Annotated in this window: 19 protein-coding genes; 7 read left to right on the top strand and 12 right to left on the bottom strand. The window is 67.7% G+C overall.

Annotation, left to right across the window (positions count from 1 at the left end; all coding sequences use genetic code 11):
• Positions 1 to 8: 8 nt before the first annotated feature.
• From B5Y19_RS13970 to B5Y19_RS13985, 4 genes are all read right to left on the bottom strand, one after another.
• A complete protein-coding gene (locus B5Y19_RS13970; protein ID WP_055730651.1) occupies positions 9 to 1,274 on the bottom strand; it encodes a DNA-packaging protein in 1,266 nt (421 codons plus the stop codon).
• A complete protein-coding gene (locus B5Y19_RS13975; protein WP_079591627.1) occupies positions 1,264 to 1,650 on the bottom strand; it encodes a hypothetical protein in 387 nt (128 codons plus the stop codon). Before B5Y19_RS13975 ends, B5Y19_RS13970 begins: the two co-directional genes overlap by 11 nt.
• A gap of 160 nt (positions 1,651 to 1,810) precedes the next feature.
• Positions 1,811 to 2,392 carry an LOG family protein gene (locus B5Y19_RS13980; protein WP_055730610.1) on the bottom strand — a complete coding sequence of 194 codons (582 nt, stop codon included), beginning with the start codon at positions 2,390 to 2,392 and terminating at the stop codon, positions 1,811 to 1,813.
• Positions 2,389 to 3,771, bottom strand: a complete 1,383-nt coding sequence (locus tag B5Y19_RS13985; protein ID WP_055730652.1) for a M20/M25/M40 family metallo-hydrolase — start codon at positions 3,769 to 3,771, stop codon at positions 2,389 to 2,391. Before B5Y19_RS13985 ends, B5Y19_RS13980 begins: the two co-directional genes overlap by 4 nt.
• Before the next feature lie 180 nt (positions 3,772 to 3,951).
• On the opposite strand from B5Y19_RS13985, the gene B5Y19_RS13990 reads away from it, so the two are divergent.
• Complete coding sequence (locus B5Y19_RS13990; protein WP_055730611.1) at positions 3,952 to 5,295, top strand: Nramp family divalent metal transporter; 1,344 nt, start codon at positions 3,952 to 3,954, stop codon at positions 5,293 to 5,295.
• 177 nt (positions 5,296 to 5,472) lie between these two features.
• On the opposite strand, the gene B5Y19_RS13995 is transcribed toward B5Y19_RS13990, so the two are convergent.
• Positions 5,473 to 7,011 carry a helicase HerA-like domain-containing protein gene (locus B5Y19_RS13995; protein WP_055730612.1) on the bottom strand — a complete coding sequence of 513 codons (1,539 nt, stop codon included), beginning with the start codon at positions 7,009 to 7,011 and terminating at the stop codon, positions 5,473 to 5,475.
• Between the two features lie 153 nt (positions 7,012 to 7,164).
• Between B5Y19_RS13995 and B5Y19_RS14000 the strand changes: the two genes are divergently transcribed.
• The 4 genes from B5Y19_RS14000 to scpA all read left to right on the top strand — a co-directional run bounded on the left by B5Y19_RS14000 (position 7,165) and on the right by scpA (position 12,706).
• Positions 7,165 to 7,551, top strand: a complete 387-nt coding sequence (locus B5Y19_RS14000; protein WP_055730613.1) for a DUF2267 domain-containing protein — start codon at positions 7,165 to 7,167, stop codon at positions 7,549 to 7,551.
• A 165-nt stretch (positions 7,552 to 7,716) separates the two neighbouring features.
• On the top strand, positions 7,717 to 9,690 hold the full coding sequence (locus B5Y19_RS14005) for a methylmalonyl-CoA mutase subunit beta (protein ID WP_055730614.1): 1,974 nt from the start codon (positions 7,717 to 7,719) through the stop codon (positions 9,688 to 9,690).
• Positions 9,691 to 9,702: 12 nt separating this feature from the next.
• Positions 9,703 to 10,521 (top strand): bifunctional hydroxymethylpyrimidine kinase/phosphomethylpyrimidine kinase, encoded by an 819-nt coding sequence (gene thiD / locus B5Y19_RS14010; protein ID WP_055730615.1) that lies wholly within the window; start codon positions 9,703 to 9,705, stop codon positions 10,519 to 10,521.
• A gap of 16 nt (positions 10,522 to 10,537) precedes the next feature.
• Positions 10,538 to 12,706 (top strand): methylmalonyl-CoA mutase, encoded by a 2,169-nt coding sequence (scpA, locus tag B5Y19_RS14015; RefSeq protein ID WP_079591628.1) that lies wholly within the window; start codon positions 10,538 to 10,540, stop codon positions 12,704 to 12,706.
• A gap of 64 nt (positions 12,707 to 12,770) precedes the next feature.
• Here scpA and B5Y19_RS14020 read toward each other — a convergent pair whose 3' ends face one another.
• From B5Y19_RS14020 to B5Y19_RS14040, 5 genes are all read right to left on the bottom strand, one after another.
• Positions 12,771 to 13,043, bottom strand: a complete 273-nt coding sequence (locus tag B5Y19_RS14020) for a hypothetical protein (protein WP_055730617.1) — start codon at positions 13,041 to 13,043, stop codon at positions 12,771 to 12,773.
• 234 nt (positions 13,044 to 13,277) lie between these two features.
• The gene (locus tag B5Y19_RS14025) at positions 13,278 to 14,066 is read right to left on the bottom strand and encodes an ABC transporter permease (protein ID WP_055730618.1); all 789 of its coding nucleotides are present in this window, start codon (positions 14,064 to 14,066) and stop codon (positions 13,278 to 13,280) included.
• Positions 14,063 to 14,965: an ABC transporter permease gene (locus B5Y19_RS14030; RefSeq protein ID WP_055730619.1), complete on the bottom strand. Its 903-nt coding sequence runs from the start codon at positions 14,963 to 14,965 to the stop codon at positions 14,063 to 14,065. Before B5Y19_RS14030 ends, B5Y19_RS14025 begins: the two co-directional genes overlap by 4 nt.
• Before the next feature lie 136 nt (positions 14,966 to 15,101).
• Positions 15,102 to 16,271: an ABC transporter ATP-binding protein gene (locus B5Y19_RS14035; RefSeq protein ID WP_079591629.1), complete on the bottom strand. Its 1,170-nt coding sequence runs from the start codon at positions 16,269 to 16,271 to the stop codon at positions 15,102 to 15,104.
• Positions 16,272 to 16,296: 25 nt separating this feature from the next.
• Positions 16,297 to 17,409, bottom strand: coding sequence for a polyamine ABC transporter substrate-binding protein (locus tag B5Y19_RS14040; RefSeq protein WP_055730621.1), 1,113 nt, complete (start codon positions 17,407 to 17,409; stop codon positions 16,297 to 16,299).
• Between the two features lie 197 nt (positions 17,410 to 17,606).
• Here B5Y19_RS14040 and B5Y19_RS14045 point away from each other — a divergent pair, with 197 nt between their 5' ends.
• Positions 17,607 to 18,344 (top strand): DUF3750 domain-containing protein, encoded by a 738-nt coding sequence (locus B5Y19_RS14045; RefSeq protein WP_079591630.1) that lies wholly within the window; start codon positions 17,607 to 17,609, stop codon positions 18,342 to 18,344.
• A 13-nt stretch (positions 18,345 to 18,357) separates the two neighbouring features.
• Here B5Y19_RS14045 and B5Y19_RS14050 read toward each other — a convergent pair whose 3' ends face one another.
• The gene (locus B5Y19_RS14050; RefSeq protein ID WP_055730622.1) at positions 18,358 to 19,641 is read right to left on the bottom strand and encodes a cystathionine gamma-synthase family protein; all 1,284 of its coding nucleotides are present in this window, start codon (positions 19,639 to 19,641) and stop codon (positions 18,358 to 18,360) included.
• 145 nt (positions 19,642 to 19,786) lie between these two features.
• Here B5Y19_RS14050 and B5Y19_RS14055 point away from each other — a divergent pair, with 145 nt between their 5' ends.
• A complete protein-coding gene (locus tag B5Y19_RS14055; protein ID WP_055730623.1) occupies positions 19,787 to 20,245 on the top strand; it encodes an Lrp/AsnC family transcriptional regulator in 459 nt (152 codons plus the stop codon).
• Positions 20,246 to 20,250: 5 nt separating this feature from the next.
• Here B5Y19_RS14055 and B5Y19_RS14060 read toward each other — a convergent pair whose 3' ends face one another.
• On the bottom strand, positions 20,251 to 21,273 hold the full coding sequence (locus B5Y19_RS14060; RefSeq protein ID WP_055730624.1) for an alpha/beta hydrolase: 1,023 nt from the start codon (positions 21,271 to 21,273) through the stop codon (positions 20,251 to 20,253).
• Between the last annotated feature and the right edge of the window lie 19 nt (positions 21,274 to 21,292).

Consider the following 21,292-nt stretch of genomic DNA (forward strand, 5'->3'; position numbering starts at 1 on the left):
GAGGCGGGTTACATCCCCCTCACCCGCGGCCGGGCCTTCGGTGCCAGCATCAGGTGGGTCAGGGCCCAGACGAGCGCGTCGAGTCGGTCGGGCGAGCGACCATTGTCGAGGCCGGACGGGCCGAAGGAACACATCTCGTCCTCCAGCGCCGGAAAGGCGCCGGCATGACGCACCCGCCCCTGGGCATAGAGGGCCGCTACCGGCTCGGCGCGGAGATATTTGCCGCGCGTCGCCCTGACGGAGACGACGGGGACGCCGGCATCGACCTCGCGGATGATGCTCTCGACCATCTCGCCGCCCTGGTTGATCTCGACCACCAGCGCATCCGCCTCGTGGCGCCGATAGAGCGCCACTGCCCGTTCCGCCCATTCATGCGGCCTGGCGCCGGCAAGCGTCGCATCCTCGAGGACATGGCCGATGCCCCCGGCATCGATGCCCGCGACCACCAGTCCGCAGCGATCGGCCCGCCGGGACGAGGAAGCCGGCGGATCGACCGCGACGGCGATACGCGCCAACGCCGGCGGCGCGCCTTCCCGCGCGTCCTCGATCTGCGTGCGCGTCCAGAGCGCGTCGGGGCTTTCCTCGACGATCTCGCCGTCGAGCTCCTGCCGCCCGAGGCGCGTCCCGCCATAGGTTTCCGTGACGGTGCGGACGAATTCCGCCGCCAGATTGTAACAGTTGTCGCGCGTCCTCGCCCGGCTCACCGCGACATGCGGCTCGACGAGAAGGCGTTTCACCAGCGGCACCGGCCGCGGCGTCGTGGTGACGACCTGCCGCGGATGATCGCCGAGGCGCAGGCCGAATTGCAGCATGTCCCAGCACTCCTGAAGGTTCGGCCATTTCGCCAGTTCATCCGACCAGGCCGCGCCGAATTGCGGGCCGCGTAGCGCCTCCGGATCCTCGGCTGAGAAGACCTGAGCGATCGCGCCGGTCGGCCATTCCAGGCGACGCAGCGACGGCATCCAGGACGGGCGCTCCCAGCGGGTATGGATCGCGAGCAGCCCGGAGATGCCCTCGATCATCACGTCGCGGACCTGGCCTTGCGTCTCGCCGACCAAGGCGATCCGTCCCGTCGGCCTGTCGGCGAAGGGCGGATGGCCAAGCGCCATGCCCTTGACCCATTCGGCGCCGGTGCGTGTCTTGCCCGCGCCGCGCCCGCCGAGGACGAGCCAGATCGGCTTCGGCGGTTCGAGCGGCTGCTGATCCCCGCGCGACCAGAGCCGCCAGAATTCCTGCAGGACCTCCCCATCTTCGGCTCCGAGCTCAGGCAGCATCTCCGGGATCAGCCTGGCCCAGCTCGCGATCGGCAAGCGCCTCAAGACGTCGAGCAAGCTCCTGACGGAGCTGTGCGACATGTCGCAGACCGTCAGCGGCAGAGAACTCATCCGTCGGCTTGTCCTTCTTCGCGGCCTGCGGCTCCTCGATCGCGGCGAGCTCGCGCACCGTGCGGGCGAGCGTCGCCAGCGCCTTGGCATCGGTCTCGCTCGCGGCCGCGCCTTGCGGCAGATCGGCGAGATGCTCCTCATGAGCGTCGAGCTGGCGTTTGGCGGCGCGCCAGAGCTGGCCCACCACGGCCCGCCGGGAGACCGGAGCGCGCTTTCGCTTCTCCACCGGCGGCAGTGGCGCCGCCGTGCCATCCTCCTCGGCCATGCCTTGTCTCCCCGGATCGCAGGCACGAAAAAGCCGCCGGCTGGAGAGCGCGGCGGCTTCGTTCGGGCACATTTCGTGAGCGTTCCCGATCTCTACACGATCAGCGTCACGATGTCAAGATAATATTCCTACAACCTGTAGATGCATCTCGCAGGACGGCTCAGGTCTGGTCCTTCTCGATCCATTTGTAGGTCGCGGCCGGAACATAGGCTTCCATCCGGTCGAGCAGCGTCGCCGGCTCGGTATCGGTCATCGCCATGGCGCGGTGGCCCTGCTTCAGGAAGCCGGCCTCGACGGTCTGGTCGAGGAAGGTCGCGAGCGGATCGTAGAAACCGGCGACGTTGAGCAGGCCGAGCGGCTTGGCATGGATGCCGAGCTGGCCCCAGGTCCAGATCTCGAACAGCTCCTCGAAGGTGCCGATGCCGCCGGGCATGGCGATGAAGCCCTCCGAGAGCGCCGCCATGCGCGCCTTGCGCGTGTGCATGGTGTCGACGACCTCGAGCCGGGTCAGACCGACATGGCCGACCTCCTTGTCCTTGAGCGCCTGGGGAATGACGCCATGGACCTCGCCACCAGCCTCCATCGCGGCATTGGCGACGATGCCCATCAGGCCGACCGCGCCACCGCCATAGACCAGCGTCAGGCCGCGCCGGGCGATCTCCGCGCCCATGGCGCGGGCGCCGGCGGCGTAGACGGGATCATTGCCGGGATTGGAGCCGCAGAAGACGCAAACCGATCTCATGAACCGAGAGCCTGCAGGATACGGGCCCAGGAGCGCTGGCCCTTGTGGAAGGAGGACAGGTCGTATTTCTCGTTGGGCGAGTGGACGCGGTCATCGTCGAGGCCGAAGCCGACGAAGAGCGTGTCGATGCCCAAGGTGCGCTTGAAGTCGCCGCCGACCGGGATCGAGCCGCCGCTGCCGATCGAGACCACGCGCCCGCCCCACTCGTCCGCGAGCGCCTTGCGCGCCTTCTGGAGCACCGGCGAATCCACGGGCACCGCCAGCGCGGGAGAGCCGGAATGGCTGATGAACTCGGCCGTCACGTCCTCCGGCAGGCGGTCGCGGATGAACTGCTGGAAGGCGGCCGCGATCTTCGCCGGATCCTGGTCGCCGACAAGCCTGAACGAGACCTTGGCCGAGGTCTGGCCGGGAATGACGGTCTTGCTGCCCTCCCCCGTATAGCCGCCCCAGATGCCGTTGACGTCGCAGGTCGGTCGCGACTGGATCTGCTCGATCAGCATGCGCCCCTTCTCGCCGATGGAGTGCTTGAGGCCGATCTGGCCGAGGAATTCCGCTTCGGTGAGGTTGAGATCGGCCCATTCCGCCTTCTGGGCGTTGGTGGGCTCATGCACCCCCTCATAGAAGCCGGGGATGGTGATGCGGCCGGTCTCGTCATGGATCTCGGCGAGGATCTTCGCGAGGATATGGATCGGGTTCGCCGCAGCGCCGCCGAACAGGCCCGAATGCAGGTCGCGGTCGGCCGCCGTCAGCGTCACCTCCTGATAGACCATGCCGCGCAGCGTCGAGGTGATGAGCGGCGTCTCGCGATCCCACATGCCGGTGTCGCAGACCAGCGCGTAGTCGGCCTTCAGCTCCGCCGCATTGGCCTTGATGTAGCCAGGCAGATTGACCGAGCCCGACTCCTCCTCGCCCTCGACGAGGATCGTGAGGCCGATCGGCAGGTCGCCGGTCTCGGCCAGCGTGGCGCGCACGGCCTCGATGAAGGTCATGACCTGGCCCTTGTCGTCGCAGGCGCCGCGGGCCGAGATGACCTTGCGGCCGGGCGCCAGCTCACGGACGACCGGCTTGAACGGGTCGGTATCCCAAAGGTTCAGCGGGTCGACCGGCTGGACGTCGTAATGCCCATAGAACAGCGCATGCGGCGCGCCGGGCTTGGGCCGATGCGCCAGGACGACGGGATGTCCGCCGGTCTCGCGCAGTTCGGCCTTGAAGCCGAGCGACTCCAGATCGGCCCGCAGCCATTCGGCAGCGGCGCGCGTCTGGGCATTGAACGCCGGGTCGGTCCCGATCGAGGGAATCTCCAGCCAGGACGACAGCCGCGAGAGCGAAGCGTCGAGATCGGTGTCGAGGCGGGAGAGAATGGCGGGAAGCTTGGTCATGGCGGCCATCGGATGCGAGTCAGATGACGCCATCATGGCAAGGGCAACGGCGGGCGTCAGCCCATAATCGCGCATTGCCGTCCAGCCCGCGCATAATTGATAACGCTTCGCAACTGCATTGACAACCGGAGGAGCGGCAGGTAGTGCTCAACTGCGAACCAGTCGCAGCAAGGCAGAATCATGTCGCAGGGCGCACCGGAATCCTCCACGATCTGGCTTCGATCGCGGGGCGAACCGTCTCTGACGGACGTCTTCCGCACCATCGCGATCACGCCGACATCCTCGTCCTGGCGCAAGTTCCTCGCCTTCTTCGGCCCGGGCTACCTCGTCGCGGTCGGCTATATGGACCCCGGCAATTGGGCGACCTCGCTCGCCGGCGGCGCCCAGTACGGCTACGCGTTGCTCGTGGTCGCGCTCGTCTCGAACATCATGGCGATCATCCTGCAGTCGCTCTGCGCGCGGCTCGCCGTCGCCACCGGCCGCGACCTCGCCCAGGCATGCCGCGACGCCTACCCGCCCTATATGGCCTGGCCGCTCTGGCTCTTGGCCGAGCTCGCGATCTGCGCGACCGACCTCGCCGAGGTCATCGGCACGGCGATCGGCCTCAATCTGCTCTTCGGCATCCCGCTCGAGATCGGCGTGCTGATCACCGCCTTCGACGTCTTCATCATCCTGTGGCTGCAGACACGCGGCTTCCGCTGGATCGAGGCCTTCATCATCACGCTGCTCGGCGTCATCGCGCTGTGCTTCGGCATCCAGATCGCGCTCGCCGATCCGAACTGGGGCGAGGTGATCCGCGGTTTCGCGCCGACGACCGAGATCGTGACCAACCCGAACATGCTCTACATCGCGCTCGGCATCATCGGCGCGACGGTGATGCCGCATAACCTCTATCTGCACTCGGGCATCGTGCAGACCCGCGCCTATGGCCACACCCTGCCGGAGAAGCGCGAGGCGCTGAAATTCGCGACCATCGACTCCACCGTCGCTCTCTGCTTCGCGCTGCTGATCAACGCCTCGATCCTGATCCTCGCCGCCGCGACCTTCCACAAGGCCGGGCACGCCGATGTCGCCGAGCTCGGCCGAGCGCAGGAACTGCTGACGCCGCTGCTCGGCGCCTCGATCGCGCCCTCGCTCTTCGCCATAGCCCTGCTCTGCTGCGGCCTGAATTCGACGGTCACCGCGACCATGGCGGGGCAGATCGTGATGGAAGGCTTCCTGCGCATCCGCCTGCCCGCCTGGATGCGGCGGCTGGTGACGCGTCTCGTCGCCATCGTGCCGGCGATCGCGGTCACCCTGATCTATGGCGAGGGACAGACGGCGAAGCTGCTGATCCTGAGCCAGGTCGTGCTCAGCCTGCAATTGCCCTTCGCGGTCGTGCCGCTGGTGATGTTCACGGCTTCGAAGGAGAAGATGGGCGCGCTCGTCGCGCCGCGCTGGCTCAGCCTGATCGCCGGCACCATCGCCGCGATCATCATCGTGCTGAACCTCAAGCTGCTCTTCGACCTCGCGACGGGGGCGTGACCCGGCACCGTCATGCCCGGGCTTGACCCGAGCATCTCAGGACCAGCCCCCCTCCTCTCGTCATTGCGAGCGAAGCGAAGCAATCCAGGGAGACCGGGCGCACCCCTTCAACCCAGTCCCCCTGGATTGCTTTGTCGCTTCGCTCCTCGCAATGACGGTGGAGACGTGGCCGGCGCCTCAGCGCTTGCCCGACATCGAGCCCAGAATGCCGCGCAGGATCGCGTTGCCGACCTGGCGGCCGATCGACGTCGCGGCCGAGCGCGCCGCCGAGGTGATGACCTTCTCGGCCATGCTCTGCGGCAACGGCCCGCCACGCGAACCAGGCCCGGTCTTCGGGCGCTGCTGGGGAGCGCCGCCGCCGAGCCAGCCGCCGATCGTGTCGAGGATGCCGCCTCCCCCCTGCGTCGACGCCTCGACCGGTGAACCGTCCGGATTGAGGTTCTTGCGCTTCATCAGCTCTTCATAGGCCGACTCGCGGTCGATCATGGTGTCGTACTTGCCCTTCTCGGGCGAGGCGTTGATCGCCTGCAGGCGCTGCTGCGGCGTGCAGGGGCCGACCTGCGCCATCGGCGGAGCGATCAGCGCGCGCTCGACCATTTCCGGCGAGCCCTTGCCCTCCAGCATTGAGACCAGCGCCTCGCCGACGGCGAGCTGGCTGATCGCCTCCTCGGTCTTGATCTTCGGGTTCTGGCGGAAGGTCTCGGCGGCGGCACGCACGGCCTTCTGGTCGCGCGGTGTGAAGGCGCGCAGCGCGTGCTGGACGCGGTTGCCGAGCTGGGCCAGCACCGTATCGGGGATGTCGAGCGGGTTCTGCGTGACGAAATAGACGCCGACACCCTTCGAGCGGATCAACCGGACCACCTGCTCGACCGCGGTCAGCAGCGCCTTGGGCGCGCCGTTGAAGAGCAAATGCGCCTCGTCGAAGAAGAAGACCAGCTTGGGCTTGTCGAGGTCGCCAACCTCCGGCAGCTGCTCGAACAGCTCGGAGAGCAGCCAGAGCAGGAAGGTCGCGTAGAGCCGCGGATTGTTCATCAGCTTGTCGGCAGCGAGGATGTTGACGATGCCGCGGCCGTCGCGATCCGTCTTCATCAGGTCGTTGATGTCGAGCGCCGGTTCGCCAAAGAAGAGATCGCCCTTCTGGTTCTCCAGCACGAGCAGCGCGCGCTGGATCGTGCCGACCGTCGCCGAAGTGACATTGCCGTATTTGGTGGTCAGCTCCTGCGCGTTCTCGGCGATGAAGGTCAGGATCGCGCGCAGATCCTTCAGGTCGAGCAGCAGCAGCTTCTGCTCGTCGGCGATGCGGAAGGCGATGTTGAGCACGCCCTCCTGCGTATCGTTGAGATCGAGCAGACGGGCCAGCAGCAGCGGCCCCATCTCGGATATCGTGGCGCGGACCGGGTGCCCCTGCTCGCCGAACACGTCCCAGAACACGGTGGTGAACTGATCCGGCTCGTATGTCAGCCCGAGCTCCTTGGCGCGGTTGACGAAGGCCGGCTTGGAATCGCCCGGCGCGACGATGCCGGAGAGATCCCCCTTGATATCGGCGGCGAAGACCGGGACGCCGTTGCGGGCGAAGCCTTCGGCCATCACCTGCAGGGTCACCGTCTTGCCGGTGCCGGTCGCGCCCGTCACGAGGCCGTGGCGGTTGGCGAGCTTGAGCAGCAGGTTCTCGGGCTTGCCGCTCTTGCCGATCAGAATCGCGCCGTCATTCGCCATCGTATCCGTCCATCCGGTTTTCATCGTGTCGCCGTTAGGATGTAACCAAACGTCGCAGAAGGCGGAAGCCCGCGGCCGTTGGAATCAGATCGTAAATATGTAAACTATTTTTTGGAGGCTTCGCGGCGAAGCCGTTTGGGAGGGCTTGGCTCCATGGAAGAATTGCTCACGCGTGTCGCTGCGGCGGCCGGAATCAACGAGGAACTCGCCCGCAAGGCGGTCGGCATCATCCTCGCGTTTCTGCAGAAGGAAGGCCCGCCGGCCGAGATCGGCCAGTTGTTGGGCGCGCTGCCGGGCGCGCAGGAACTCGCCGATTCCGAAGGCGGCGCCAAGGGCGGCATGCTCGGCGCCATCGGCGGACTGATGGGCGGAGGCGGCGGCGTGATGGCGCTCGGCGGCCAGCTCATGGGCGCCGGCCTGTCGATGGGCCAGATCCAGAGCGTATCCAAGGAAATGTTCGCCGTCGGCCGCGAAAAGGCGGGCGAGGACGCGATGGGCGCCATCGTCGGCGCGATTCCGGGCCTCGGCCAGTTCGTCTGACCCGGTCCATCGGCGGCATCGCGGCGTGGCCGGACAGGCCCGCCGCGATGCCGCCCATGCATTTCTGCACCTTCCCTGCGACGAAGTAGGGATGGCGGTGCGCGCCCGCCCATGGCAATCAGCGCTCCACGGCTGCACATTGTGCGGAGAGGAGCATCGGCGCGCATGAACTCGGCTGCCCCATCCGACCTTCCCTATCTCGACGCCTTCCCGGCGCCGTCGCACGACGCGTGGCGCATGGCGGTCGACAAGGTCCTGAAGGGGGCCGATTTCGAGAAACGGCTGGTCGCGCGCAGCGCCGACGGCATCCGTATCGAGCCGCTCTATCCCGCCGCCGTTCCCGCCGGGCGCGCCTTGCGCGCCGAGCCCGGCCGCTGGCACGTCGCGGCCCGCCTCGACCATCCGCTGCCGCAGCAGGCGCGCGAGCTTGCCCTCGCCGACCTCGAGGGCGGTGCGGACGCGCTGACCATCAGCTTCGCCGGAGCGCGGGCGGCACGCGGCTACGGCCTCGTCGCCGACGATGTCGCTGCGCTCGACGCCGCCCTCGACGGCGTGATGCTCGATCTCGTCCGGCTGCGGCTCGATCCCGCGCCCCAGGGACGGATCAACGCCCTGCTGCTCGCCGCGCTGATCGAGAAGCGCGGCCATGCCCCCGCCGAAATCGCGGTGGAGTTCGGGCTCGACCCCATCGGCGTCCTCTCCAGCCACGGCTCGCTCGCCGCGCCCTGGCCCGAGATCGGGCGCCGGCTCGCGGACACCATCCGGGCCCTCAAGGATCGTGGCTTCACCGGCCCGTTCATCGCGATCGACAGTCGCCCCTATCACGAGGCCGGCGCCAGCGAGGCCCAGGAGCTCGGCGCGGCTCTCGCCACCGCCGTCGCCTATCTGCGCGCGCTCGAGGCGCAGGGGATGGCGCTGTCCGAGGCGCGCGACGCCCTCGCCTTCACGCTGGTCGCGGATACCGACGAATTCGTCACCGTTGCCAAGCTTCGCGCGGCGCGCCTGCTCTGGAACCGCGTGCAGCAGGCCTGCGGGCTGACGCCCAGGCCGGCACAGATCCATGCCGAAACCGCCTGGCGTTCGCTGACGCGGCGCGACCCCTGGGTCAATCTGCTGCGCGGAACCGTCGCCGCCTTTTCGGCCGGTGTCGGCGGCGCCGACTCGCTTGCGGTCCAGCCTTTCACCGCGGCGCTTGGACTGCCCGATGCGTTTGCGCGCCGGATCGCCCGCAACACCCAGCTCATCCTGCTGGAGGAAGCCAATCTCTGGCGCGTCGCCGACCCCGCCGCCGGCTCGGGCGGTTTCGAGGCCCTGACGCAGGCGCTGTGCGACGAGGCCTGGTCGACCTTCCAGGCGATCGAACGGCAGAGCGAGGACGGCCTGCGCGGCATCGTGGCCGCACTCACCAACGGTCATGTCCGGAAGGCGCTCGCCGACCAGCGCGCGCGCCGCGCGAAAGCGATCGCGACCCGCCGCGAGCCGATCACCGGGACGAGCGAGTTCCCCAACCTGCGCGAGGATGCGGTCGCCGTGCTTGATGTGGCGCCGGTCGCGCAAGCGCGCCTGCGCTCGCTCGGCACGGCCGAACGCAACCAGGGCGAGCTGATCCGCTCGCTCGTGGAAGGCGCCGACCGCGCAGAGGCGCTGGTTCCCGCCGGCGAAACCTTGCGGAGCGAGCCCCTGCCATCCGCCCGGCAGGCGGAGCCGTTCGAGGCGCTGCGCGACAAGGCCGATGCGCTGCCGCAGCGGCCCGTCGTCTTCCTCGCCACGCTCGGCCCGATCGCCGACTTCACGGCGCGCGCCGGCTTCGCCCGCAACCTGTTCGAGGCCGGCGGCCTCGCCGCGCCGAGCGGCGACGGCTTCGCTCGGGAAGGCGCCACCGATCTCGACGCGCTGGTCGGCGCCTTCCGCGCCTCCGGCGCGAAACTCGCCTGCCTTTGCGGGACCGATGCCGCCTATGGCAGCGAGGGCAGCGCCGCGGCCGAAGCGCTCGCCAAGGCTGGCGCCACGGTCTGGCTCGCCGGCCGCCCGACGGAAAGCGAGGCGGCACTGAACAAGGCCGGCGTGTCGTCGTTCATTTATATGGGCTGCGACGTCGTCGAGACGCTCGAGCGCGCGCAGGCCGCCGCGACCGCCTGACCGGAGAACGAATTGACCGCCATCGCCCTCACCATCGCCGGCTCGGATTCGAGCGGAGGCGCCGGGATCCAGGCCGATCTCAAGACCTTCGCGGCGCATCAGGTCTACGGCGCCAGCGTCATCGTGGCGCTGACGGCGCAGAACACCCAGGGCGTCAGCGCGATCCACGCCGTGCCGCGCGACTTCGTGGCGAAGCAGATGGATGCCGTGTTCGAGGACCTCGACGTCGGCGCGGTCAAGATCGGCATGCTGGCGACGGCGGAGCTGATCGAGACGGTCGCGAACGGGCTGAAACGGCACGGCGCGAAGAATGTCGTGCTCGACCCGGTGATGATCGCAGCCTCCGGCGCGCGGCTACTGGAGGCCTCGGCAGTCGAAGCGATCCGCAAGCATCTCTTCCCGCTCGCCACGCTGATCACCCCGAACCTGCCCGAGGCGGCAGCGCTGCTGGGCTCGAGCATCGCCGAGACAGAGCAGGCGGTGGACGAGCAGGCCGAGAAGCTCGCTGCGCTGGGCGCTGCCAATGTCCTGATCAAGGGCGGCCATGGCAGCGGCGACATCAGCAGCGACCTCCTGCTGCTCGCCGGAGGCGCGCGCCAGCGCTTCAACGCGCCGCGGCTGGAAACCCGCAACACCCACGGCACCGGCTGCACGTTATCCTCGGCCATTGCCGCGAACCTCGCCAAGGGGCTGCCGCTGCCGGAGGCCATCGGCCACGCCAAGACCTATATCTCGGCGGCGATCGCAGCCGCCGACGAGGTCGCTGTTGGCCACGGCCACGGACCGGTGCATCATTTCCACCATTGGTGGGGCAAGGGTTTGTACCCATGACCGACGGGAGACAGCCATGACCGCGATCCCGGATTTCACGAAGCTCGCCTTCTCCGGCACCCGAACGGCTGCGCCGGCAGAGCTGTCGGCGGCCGAGCCCTGGCAGACGCCGGAGGACATCCCGGTCAAGCCGCTCTACACGGCGGCCGACCGTGACGGCCTGCCCTTCGTCGAGACGCTGCCGGGCATCGCGCCTTATCTGCGCGGCCCCTATCCCACCATGTACGTCAACCAGCCCTGGACGATCCGGCAATATGCCGGCTTCTCCACGGCCGAGGATTCGAACGCCTTCTATCGGCGCAACCTCGCAGCCGGCCAGAAGGGCCTCTCGGTCGCCTTCGATCTCGCCACCCATCGCGGCTATGACAGCGACCATCCGCGCGTGGCCGGCGATGTCGGCATGGCGGGCGTCGCGATCGACTCGATCTACGACATGCGCACGCTGTTCTCCGGCATCCCGCTCGATCAGATGAGCGTGTCGATGACGATGAACGGCGCCGTGCTCCCGATCCTAGCGCTCTACATCGTCGCGGCGGAAGAACAGGGCGTGCCGCAGGCCAAGCTCTCCGGGACCATCCAGAACGACATCCTCAAGGAGTTCATGGTCCGCAACACCTATATCTACCCGCCCTCACCCTCGATGCGGATCATCGGCGACATCTTCGCCTTCACCTCGGCCAACATGCCGAAGTTCAACTCGATCTCGATCTCCGGCTACCACATGCAGGAGGCCGGGGCGACGCAGGACCTCGAGCTCGGCTACACGCTGGCCGACGGCGTCGAGTACATCCGCGCCGGCCAGCGGGCGGGGCTCTCGGTCGACGTCTTCGCGCCGCGCCTGTCCTTCTTCTGGGCCATCGGCATGAACTTCTTCATGGAAGTCGCCAAGATGCGCGCCGCCCGGCTGATCTGGGCGAAGCTGGTCAAGGATTTCGGCGCGACCAACGAGAAGTCCCTGCCCTTGCGCACCCATTGCCAGACCTCCGGCTGGTCGCTGACGGCGCAGGACGTGTTCACCAACGTGCCGCGCACGATGATCGAGGCGATGGCGGCGACGCAGGGGCACACCCAGTCGCTGCACACCAACGCGCTCGACGAGGCGCTGGCGCTGCCGACCGATTTCTCGGCCCGCATCGCCCGCAACACCCAGATCCTGCTGCAGCAGGAGAGCGGCACGACCCGGATCATCGATCCCTGGGGCGGCTCCTACTATGTCGAGCGGCTGACCGCGGAACTCGCCGAGAAAGCCTGGGGCCATATCAGGGAAGTCGAGGCGCTCGGCGGCATGGCCAAGGCGATCGAGGCCGGCATCCCGAAGCTTCGGATCGAGGAGGCCGCCGCCAAGACGCAGGCGCGCATCGACGCCGGCCAGCAGGCGATCATCGGCGTCAACTGCTTCAAGCCGGAGAACGAGGCTTCGATCGAGGTGCTCAAGGTCGACAACGCCGCGGTCCGCGCCCAGCAGCTCGACAAGCTGAAGCGCCTCAAGGCCGAGCGCAGCGAGGCCGAGGTCGAGGCCGCGCTGACGGCGCTGACCAATGGCGCGGCCGGCAACGGCAACCTGCTCGACCTCGCGGTCAAGGCGGCGCGCGCCAAGGCGACGGTCGGCGAGATCTCGCTGGCGATGGAAAAGGTCTTCGGACGCCACCGTGCGGAGATCAAGGCGATCTCGGGCGTCTACAAGCGGGAGGTCGGCGAGATGAACCCAGCCGTCACGCGGGTGCAACTGATGTGCGAGGCCTTCGAGGAAGCGGATGGACGCCGCCCGCGCATCCTGGTTGCCAAGATGGGGCAGGACGGGCACGACCGCGGCCAGAAGGTCATCGCTTCCGCCTTCGCCGATCTCGGCTTCGACGTCGATATCGGCCCGCTCTTCGCCACGCCCGACGAGGCGGCGCGGCAGGCTGTCGAGAACGATGTCCATATCGTCGGGGTCTCGTCGCTCGCGGCGGGTCATCTGACGCTGGTGCCGGAGCTGAAGGCGGCGCTCGCCAAGGCCGGCCGGCCCGACATCATGATCGTCGTCGGCGGCGTCATCCCGCCGCAGGATTTCGACGCGCTGATCGCGGCCGGCGCCTCGGCGATCTTCCCGCCCGGCACCGTCATCGCCGATGCCGCCGAGAAGCTGCTGGAAGAGCTCAACCAGCGCCTTGGCTACGCCCAGCACACGGTCGCTGCGGAATAACAAAAAAGGCGGGCGCTGCCCTCAGGCCGCGCCCGCCCCATGATCACGACCGACGTGGCGACACTTACCGCCAGCCGTAACCATAGCCATAGCGCGGCGGGGGCGGCCGCATGCCGTAACCGTCATAGTAGCGATGCCAGCGGCGCTGCCCCCAGAAGCCGTGCACGGCAGGCGGCGCCGGGCGCCAGCCATAGCCATAGGCAGGGCGCTCATAGGAGCGCTCGTAGCGGCCGCCGAAGGCCTGGGCGTCGCCGGTGCCGGCGAAGGTCGAAGCAGCGAGTACGGCACCCCCCAGTGCAAGGGCGGCCAAACCGATCCGGGCGCGATTGCCAAGCATGGTCTCATGTCCTGTTCCGGCAGGGATCGCCCTGCCACGGATCGGACATTCGCAGGTCGTGGCTGAACGGGCTTTGAGGGCCCCGTTCAGCCGCCGTTTATCCAGGAGCCACGCCGTCATTGCGAGGAGCAAAGCGACGAAGCAATCCAGGAGGGATTGGACGAAAGGTCCAGCCAAATCCCCTGGATTGCTTCGCTGCGCTCGCAATGACGGATAATTTCGATCGAAAGCGGCCTAACTGCCGGCCAATTGCTCGCGCTTCAAAAGCAGAGAAGCGGCGATCACGACGAGCGCCACCGCCCCGATCATGATCGTGCAGGCGGCGTTGATCTCGGGCGAGACGCCGAGCTTGACCGCCGAATAGAGCCGCATCGGCAGCGTCGTCGCGCCGGGGCCAGTGGTGAAGCTCGCGATGACGAGGTCGTCGAGCGAAAGCGTGAAGGCGAGCATCCAGGCCGCCGCCACGGCCGGCCAGATCAGCGGCAGCGTCACCGTCCAGAAGGTTACGAAGGGCGTGGCGCCCAGATCCTGCGCCGCTTCCTCCAGCGAGCGATCGAAGCCGGCGAGCCGCGACTGCACGACGATGCAGGCGAAGCCGAGGCTGAAGGTCGCGTGCGCGACCGTGACGGTCCAGAAGCCGCGTTCGACATCGACGGCGACGAAGAGCAGCAGCAGCGACAGGCCCGTCACCACTTCGGGCATGACGAGCGGCGCCAGCACCATGCCGGAGAACAACGTGCGCCCGCGGAAGCGGCCGTGACGGGCCAGCGCCAGCGCGGCGAGCGTGCCGAGCACCGTCGCCAGCGTCGCCGAAACGAAGCCAAGACGGATCGAGAGCCAGGCGGCATCGAGCAGCGGCTCGTTCTGCATCAGCGCGCCATACCAATGCGTCGAGAAGCCGCCCCAGACCGTGACCAGCCGCGAAGCGTTGAAGGAATAGGCGACGAGCGTCAGGATCGGCAGGTAGAGGAACGCGAAGCCGACGATCAGCGCGAGGATCAATCCGGGGCCGAGCCTTGTCACGCCGCCATCTCCCGCCGCAGGCGCGCCCGCTGGAGCAGGACGAGCGGCAGCACCAGCACCACGAGCAGCACCACCGCCACCGCCGAAGCCAGCGGCCAGTCACGGTTCGAGAAGAACTCGCTCCAGAGCACCTTGCCGATCATCACCGTATCGGGGCCGCCGAGCAGATCCGGGATGACGAACTCGCCCACCGCCGGGATGAAGACCAGGGCCGATCCGGCAAGGATGCCGGGCAACGAGAGCGGCAGCGTCACCGTGAAGAAGGCCGTGACCGGCGTCGCGCCGAGATCGGCCGCCGCTTCGAGCAGGCCGCGATCGAGCTTTTCCAGCGTCGCGAAGAGCGGCAGCACCATGAAGGGCAGATAGGAATAGACCATGCCGAGCAGCACGGCCGTCTCGGTGTTGAGCAGGCGCAAGGGTTCGCCCTCGAGGCCGATCAAGGCAAGGGCCTGATCGAGCAGCCCGTCCGGCCGGAGGATGCCGATCCAGGCGTAGACGCGGATCAGAAAGGAGGTCCAGAACGGCAGGATGACGAAGACGAGCAGGATGCCGCGCCAGCGCGCCGGCACTGATGCCATCGCATAGGCCAGCGGATAGCCGATCGCGAGAGCGAAGACGGTGGTCAGCGCCGCGATGCGCAGGGAATAGAGATAGCTTTGCCAGTAGAGCGGGTCATCGCCGAGCAGGCTGAAATTCGCCAGGTCGAGCTGGGAGAGGAATTCGCCGATCTGGGCGATGCCCTCCCAATGCGGCGCATAGGGCGGCAGGGCCGTCGCCGCCTGCGAGAAGGCCATGCGCAGGACGATGGCGAAGGGCGCCAGGAAGAACAGCGCGAGCCAGAGATAGGGCACGGCCACGACGAGGCGGCGCAGCCGCTGCAGCGAAGCGACCGCGCTCATGGCGCAACCTTGCCGTCATGCTCGGGCTTGACCCGAGCATCTCGTGCTGGAGAGGGCAACCGCACCTCCTTCTGCCTGAGATTCTCGGGTCTGCGCTTCGCTTCGCCTGAGGATGACGCCCCTGACCCAGCCCCCCTCATGGCGGCAGGACCACGCCGGCCTCGACATCCCAGGAGAGCCAGACTTCGTCTTCCCAGGCGAAGGGCCGCGCCAGCCGGCGCGTGCGGTTGGCGAGCGCCACCTTGACGAGCTGCCCGCCCTCTCCTTGCTCATTGTTCTGGCCGAGCATCACCTGGATCATGGTGAAGTCGCCGAGATAGCCGATGTCCCAGATCTCGCCGGCGACCTTGTTGACCGCCTGCGCCGGCTCGTCATGAGCGATCTCGATCTTCTCCGGCCGGATGCCGACGACGAGTGGCTCGCCGGGCTTTAGAGCCGGCGCCTCCTCGTCCAGCTCGACGGTTCCGACGAACGGCACCTCGGCCCGAACCAACTCGCCCTCGACGGCGGCGATCCTGCCTTCGAAGATGTTGATGTCGCCGACGAATTCCGCGACGTGGCGATTGGCCGGCGCCTCGTAGATCACATCGGGCGGACCGATCTGGACGAGCTTGCCATGGTCCATCACCGCCATGCGGTCGGCCATGGTCATGGCCTCGTCCTGGTCGTGGGTGACGACCATGAAGGTCAGGCCGAGCTCGCTCTGCAGATCCATCAGCTCGAACTGGGTCTGCTCGCGCAGCTTCTTGTCGAGCGCAGCCATCGGCTCGTCCAGCAGCAGCAGCTTCGGGCGCTTGGCGAGCGAGCGGGCGAGCGCGACGCGCTGGCGCTGGCCTCCGGAGAGCTGGTGCGGCTTGCGCCCGCCGAAGCCGGAGAGCTTGACCAGAGCCAGCATCTCCTCGACGCGCCGGTCGATCTCGGCGCGCGGCAGCCCCTCGCGCTTCAGCCCGTAAGCGATATTGCTCGCCACCGTCAGATGCGGGAACAGCGCATAGGACTGGAACATCATGTTGATCGGCCGCAGATGCGGCGGGATGCCGGTGATGTCCTGCCCGTCGAGCAGGATCCTGCCCTCGTCCGGCGTCTCGAAGCCGGCAAGCATGCGCATCAGCGTGGTCTTGCCGCAGCCGGAGGGCCCGAGCAGCGCGAAGAACTCGCGCGGATAGAGCGCGAGCGAGAGATCGCCGACCGCGGTGACGTCGCCGAAGCGCTTGGTCACACCCTGAAACGAGACCAGCGGCCTGGCTGCCGGGTCGTTCCAGGGCTGAAAGGCCCGGCGCACGCTGCCGGGCGAGGTCTTCTTCATTCCGGTTGCCCCCGTCGAGAGCCGATCACTTGCCGGTCTTGACGCGGGTCCAGAGCCGGTTGACCAGCCGCTGGGACTTCTGGTCATAGGGCGTGATCGTATAGAGCCGCCCCATCACCTCGTCCGACGGATAGATGCCGGGATTGTCGCGTACCGCCGCCGAGAGCAGCGGCTTGGCCGCAATATTGCCGCTGGCATACTGGATGAAGTCCGAGTTCTTCGCCGCCATCTCGGGCTTGTTCACGAAGTCCATGAACTTCAGCGCCGCCTCGACATTGGCCGCATCCTTCGGGATCACGAAGGAATCGAACCACATCAGCGCGCCTTCCTTCGGGATCGAATAGGCGATCTCGACGCCGTTCTTGGCCTCCTCGGCGCGCTTCTTCGCCTGGAGGATGTCGCCGGAATAGCCGACGGCCAGGCAGATATCGCCGTTGGCCAGAGCGTTGATGTACTCGGAGGAGTGGAACTTCTGGATGTGCGGGCGGATCTTGCGCAGCAGCTCGCCGGCCTTGTTGAGATCCGCTTCCTTCTTGGAATCGGGGTCGAGCCCGAGATAGCGCAGCGCGGCCGGGAACATCTCCTCGACCGCGTCGAGCACATGGACGCCGCAGTTCGAGAGCTTCTTCAGCTGCTCCGGCTCGAAGACGATCTTCCAGCTGTCGACCGCAGCGTCCGGGCCGAGCCGCTCCTTGATCTTGGCGGTGTTGTAGCCGACCGCCGTGGTGCCCCACATGTAGTTCACGGCGTATTTGTTGCCGGGATCGTACTTGGCGAGGCGGGTCTGGATCTCAGGCCAGAGGTTCTTGAGGTTCGGCGCCTTCTCGCGGTCCACCGGCTGGTAGAGGCCGAGCGGAATGTGGCGCGGCAGGAAGGAAGCGGTGACGACGATGAGGTCGTAGCCGGTCTTGCCGGCCAACAGCTTGGTCTCAACCGTCTCCATCTGGTCGAAGGTGTCGTAGACGACGGTGATGCCGGTTTCCTTCTTGAAGGCGTCGAGCACCTCCGGATCGACATAATCCGACCAGTTGAAGATGCGCAGCTGCTTGTCCTGCGCGGCCGCCGGCGCGGCGAGAAGTCCCAGTCCGATCGCACAGGCGGCGATCGCCTCGGTCAGGCGCTTCGTCGTCTTACCCAATCTGCCCCTCCATCAAGCTCAGGCGCGCGCACGCTAGCAGCTTTCCCCCCGGCATCAACCGCCAACGGGCGCGACCGAACGCCCGCGCACAGGCAATGCCCTTCGAGAGCTGCGACGCTCGGCGCGGAGGCCGGCTGACGCAAGCGTGATCGGCCCCGTTCTTGCCGCCCGGCGCCGGCCTGCACATACCCTTGCGGATGCGCCTCGCCCGCCGCCTCCTGCTGTTCTTCGCCCTCGCCTTCCTGCTGCCGGTCGCAAGCCATGCCGGCTGGTGGATCTGGCAGAGCCATGCGCCGGACTGGCGGCGCGCCGACTGGACGAGCGCGAAGCTGCTGCCGGCCGCGGCAGTCGCGCCCGAGGCGACGATCCATGTCTTCGCCGCCCGCGTCGGGCGCTGGCGCGGCATCTTCGCGCATCATTCCTGGATCGTGGTGAAGGAGCGCGGCGCCGACGCCTATACGCGCTTCGATGTCGTCGGCTGGGGCATGCCGGTGCGCGTCAACCATCGCGAGGCCGATGGGCGCTGGTTCGGCAACATGCCCGAACTCGTGACCGAGATCAGAGGCGAGGCTGCCGAGCGCCTGATCCCGCAGATCCGCGGGGCGGTCGCGAGTTATGCCTATTCGAACCCCGGCAGCTATCTCGCCTGGCCGGGGCCGAACTCGAACAGCTTCGTGCAGCATATCCTGGCGGAGGCGCCGGAGCTCCGGCAGGCGCTGCCGCCGACCGCCATCGGCAAGGACTGGCGTGCAGACGGGGTCTTCGCCGGCCTCACCGCCAGCCGCACCGGCATCCAGGCCTCGCTCTACGGGGTCGCCGGCCTGACCGTCGGCTGGGTCGAAGGCATCGAGATCAACCTGCTTGGCCTCGTCGCCGGGGTCGACCTGCGCAGCCCGGCGCTGAAGCTGCCGGGCTGGGGACGGGTCGGGGTCTAGAACTTCGAGGCGGTCAAACCGCCTCGAAAGCCTGTGCCAGGTCCGAGATCAGGTCCTCGATGTTCTCGATGCCGACCGAGATGCGGATCAGCGCGTCCGTCAGCCCGATCTCCTCGCGCAGCTCCCGGGCGACGCCGGAATGGGTCATCGCCGCGGGGTGCGAGACCAGCGTCTCGGTGCCGCCGAGACTAACGGCGAGCTTCATGATCTGGAGATTGTCGAGCAGCGCGAAGGCCTCCTTCTCGCCGCCCTTGACGTCGAAGGCGAAAGTCGAGCCCGCCGCGCTGCACTGCCGGTCGAAGACGGCCTTGCGCGGATCGCTGTCCTTAAGGTTGCCGAGGTAATGGACCTTCGCCACCTTCGGGTGGTTTTCGAGATAATCCGCCACCAGCTTGGCATTCTCGTTGGCGCGGCTCATGCGGATGTCGAGCGTCTCCAGCGAGCGCATCAGCATCCAGCAGGAATTCGGGTCGGCTTGCGTGCCGAGCGAGCCGCGCCAGGCCTTCACCTGCCGCACCAGCGCCTCGGAGCCGCTGATCGAGCCGCCGACGAGGTCGGAATGGCCGCCGACATATTTCGTCAGCGACAGCAGGGTGAGGTCGGCGCCGAGCTTGAGCGGCTTCTGGTATTTCGGGCCGAGCAGCGTGTTGTCGACGACGACGGGCGGGCGATGCCCCTGCGACTGCTCCAGCTCGTCGGCGATCGCCTTGCAGGCGGCGAGATCGACGAGGCCGTTGGTCGGGTTGGCCGGCGTCTCGACCAGGATCATCGCGACGCGCCCCTTGGCGGCAGCGGCCTTCGCGACCTGCCGCATCTGCCCGATGTCGAGCCCGTCGGTGAAGCCGAAGGGCGTGATGCCGAAGGCGCCCATCTGGTTCTTGAGCAGCGTCTCCGTGCCGCCATAGAGCGGGCGGGAGTGAAGGATCGTGTCGCCGGGGCGCAGGAAGGCGAAGCAGGTGGTGGCGATCGCCGCCATGCCGGAGGCGAAGACGGCGCATTTCTCGGCCTCGTCCCAGATCGCCAGGCGATCCTCGAGGATCTCCATGTTCGGATGGTTGAAGCGCGAATAGACGAGGCCGGGCTTCTCGCCGGGCTTCGGCTGGCGCCGGCCCGAGGTGAAGTCGAAGAAGTCCTTGCCCTGCTGGGCATTCTCGAAGACGAAGGTCGAGGTCAGGAAGACCGGCGGCTTGAGCGAGCCTTCCGACATCGCCGGCGAATAGCCGAAGCCCATCATCAGCGTCTCGGGATGCAGCCTGCGATTGGCGATCCGATCCTTGTGATAGCTGTCTTCGCTCATGGCGTCCTCCTTCGAGGCCGGCGGACCCGGCCGATAGCTGCCGCTCAGGATATTCCTATCATGGCGCCATTGCTTGACCGATGAGGCTCATCGTGCAGTGCTCTCTGCAGCTTCCTGCTCAAATTATCTCACTTCGGAGCATATCATGCTCGACACGATCGACCGGCGCATTCTCGCCGTGCTGCGCGAGGACGGGCGGATCACCAATCAGGACCTCTCCCAGCGCGTCGGGCTCTCGCCGACACCGTGCCTGCGCCGGCTGAAGCGGCTGGAGGAGACCGGAGTGATCCAGGGTTATGCCGCAGTCGTCGACCCCAAGGCCTATGGCCTGCCCTTCAGCGTCTTCGTCTCGGTGCGGCTGACCCAGCAGAACCAGGAGCAGATCACCGAGTTCGAGAAGGCCGTCGAGGGCTGGAGCGAGGTCGCCGAATGCTACCTGATGACCGGATCGCAGGATTATCTCCTGCGCGTCGTCACCGACGGCATCGAGGGCTATGAGCGCTTCCTGAAGCAGAAGGCGACGCGGCTGAAATGCATCCAGTCGGTCGAATCCAACTTCGCGCTGGCGACGATCAAGAAGCGATCCGGGCTGCCCCCGATCTGAAGGCGTCAGGCGCCGCCGCGATCCATCGCGCGGCGCACGACCTGCGTGACCTCGCTGTTGGACAGGAACAGGTCGTGCCGCAGCATGCTCCAGCCGCGGCCGGAGGTGTCCGCGACACGCACGCCGAGCGCCTCCAGGCGCGAGCGGTCGGCGGCACCGGCGCGGGCCACGCCGCCGGCGATGCGCGCCGAGACCGCCAGCGCACGGTCGCCCGGATCGATGATCACGGTCATCCGGTTCGCGAGCGGCCCGAGCTTCTTCACGGTCTGCTCGAAGGCGTCGACATCGACATCAGGCGAGGCGAGCACGATCGAGCCGATGCGGGCGTAGACGTCCTGCGAATCGCGCAGCTCGCGCAGGCCCTCGAGCGTCAGGAAGGTGCCCATCGAATGCGCGACGATGTGGATGCGGCCGACCGTCGGGTTGGCGACGAGCGCCTGCAGCGTCTGGACGAAGCCGTCGCGCGACCAGAGCGCGCTTTCGCGGTCGTAGGCGTAGTCGAAGAGCTTGCCGCCGGACGGCCAGGTGAACAGGGCCGTGCGCCCCTGGAAGGCCAGCGAATGCGAGAGCTGCCCGGCGCTGCGCGCCGCCGACTCGAAGGATTCGTTGAAGCCATGGATGTAGAGCAGCACGTCGCGGCCGTTGGCCGCCTCGGAGAAGGTCCGCGCCGCGTCCCGGCTGGTTTCGCGGATCACGCCCTGCACGGCCCAGTCGCCGCTGACGGCAGAGGAGACGCGCCCCGTGATGCCGCGTCCCGGCGGCGCCAGGCTGACCTCCGCGAAGGTCAGCGGGCCACGATCGGTGCCGAAATAGGGTTCCGCGCGGCCGGTCGCGTTGCGGGTCGTCATCACCAGCAGGCGCGGATCCTTGCCCAGCGCCGAGGCATCGGCCCTCTCCGGCTCGGAGAAGGGCGAAACGCTGGCCTCGCTCTGGGCGCAGGCCGCGAGCCCGAGCGGCAGCAAGGCCGCCAGCGCCAGCGAACGGCAGGAGAAATCGCGCCTCGAAAAATCGCGCCTCGTCGGAGACATGCGGTCAGAAACCCGAATG

The sequence above is a fragment of the Allobosea thiooxidans genome (assembly GCF_900168195.1).
GTDB classification, from domain to species: domain Bacteria; phylum Pseudomonadota; class Alphaproteobacteria; order Rhizobiales; family Beijerinckiaceae; genus Allobosea; species Allobosea thiooxidans.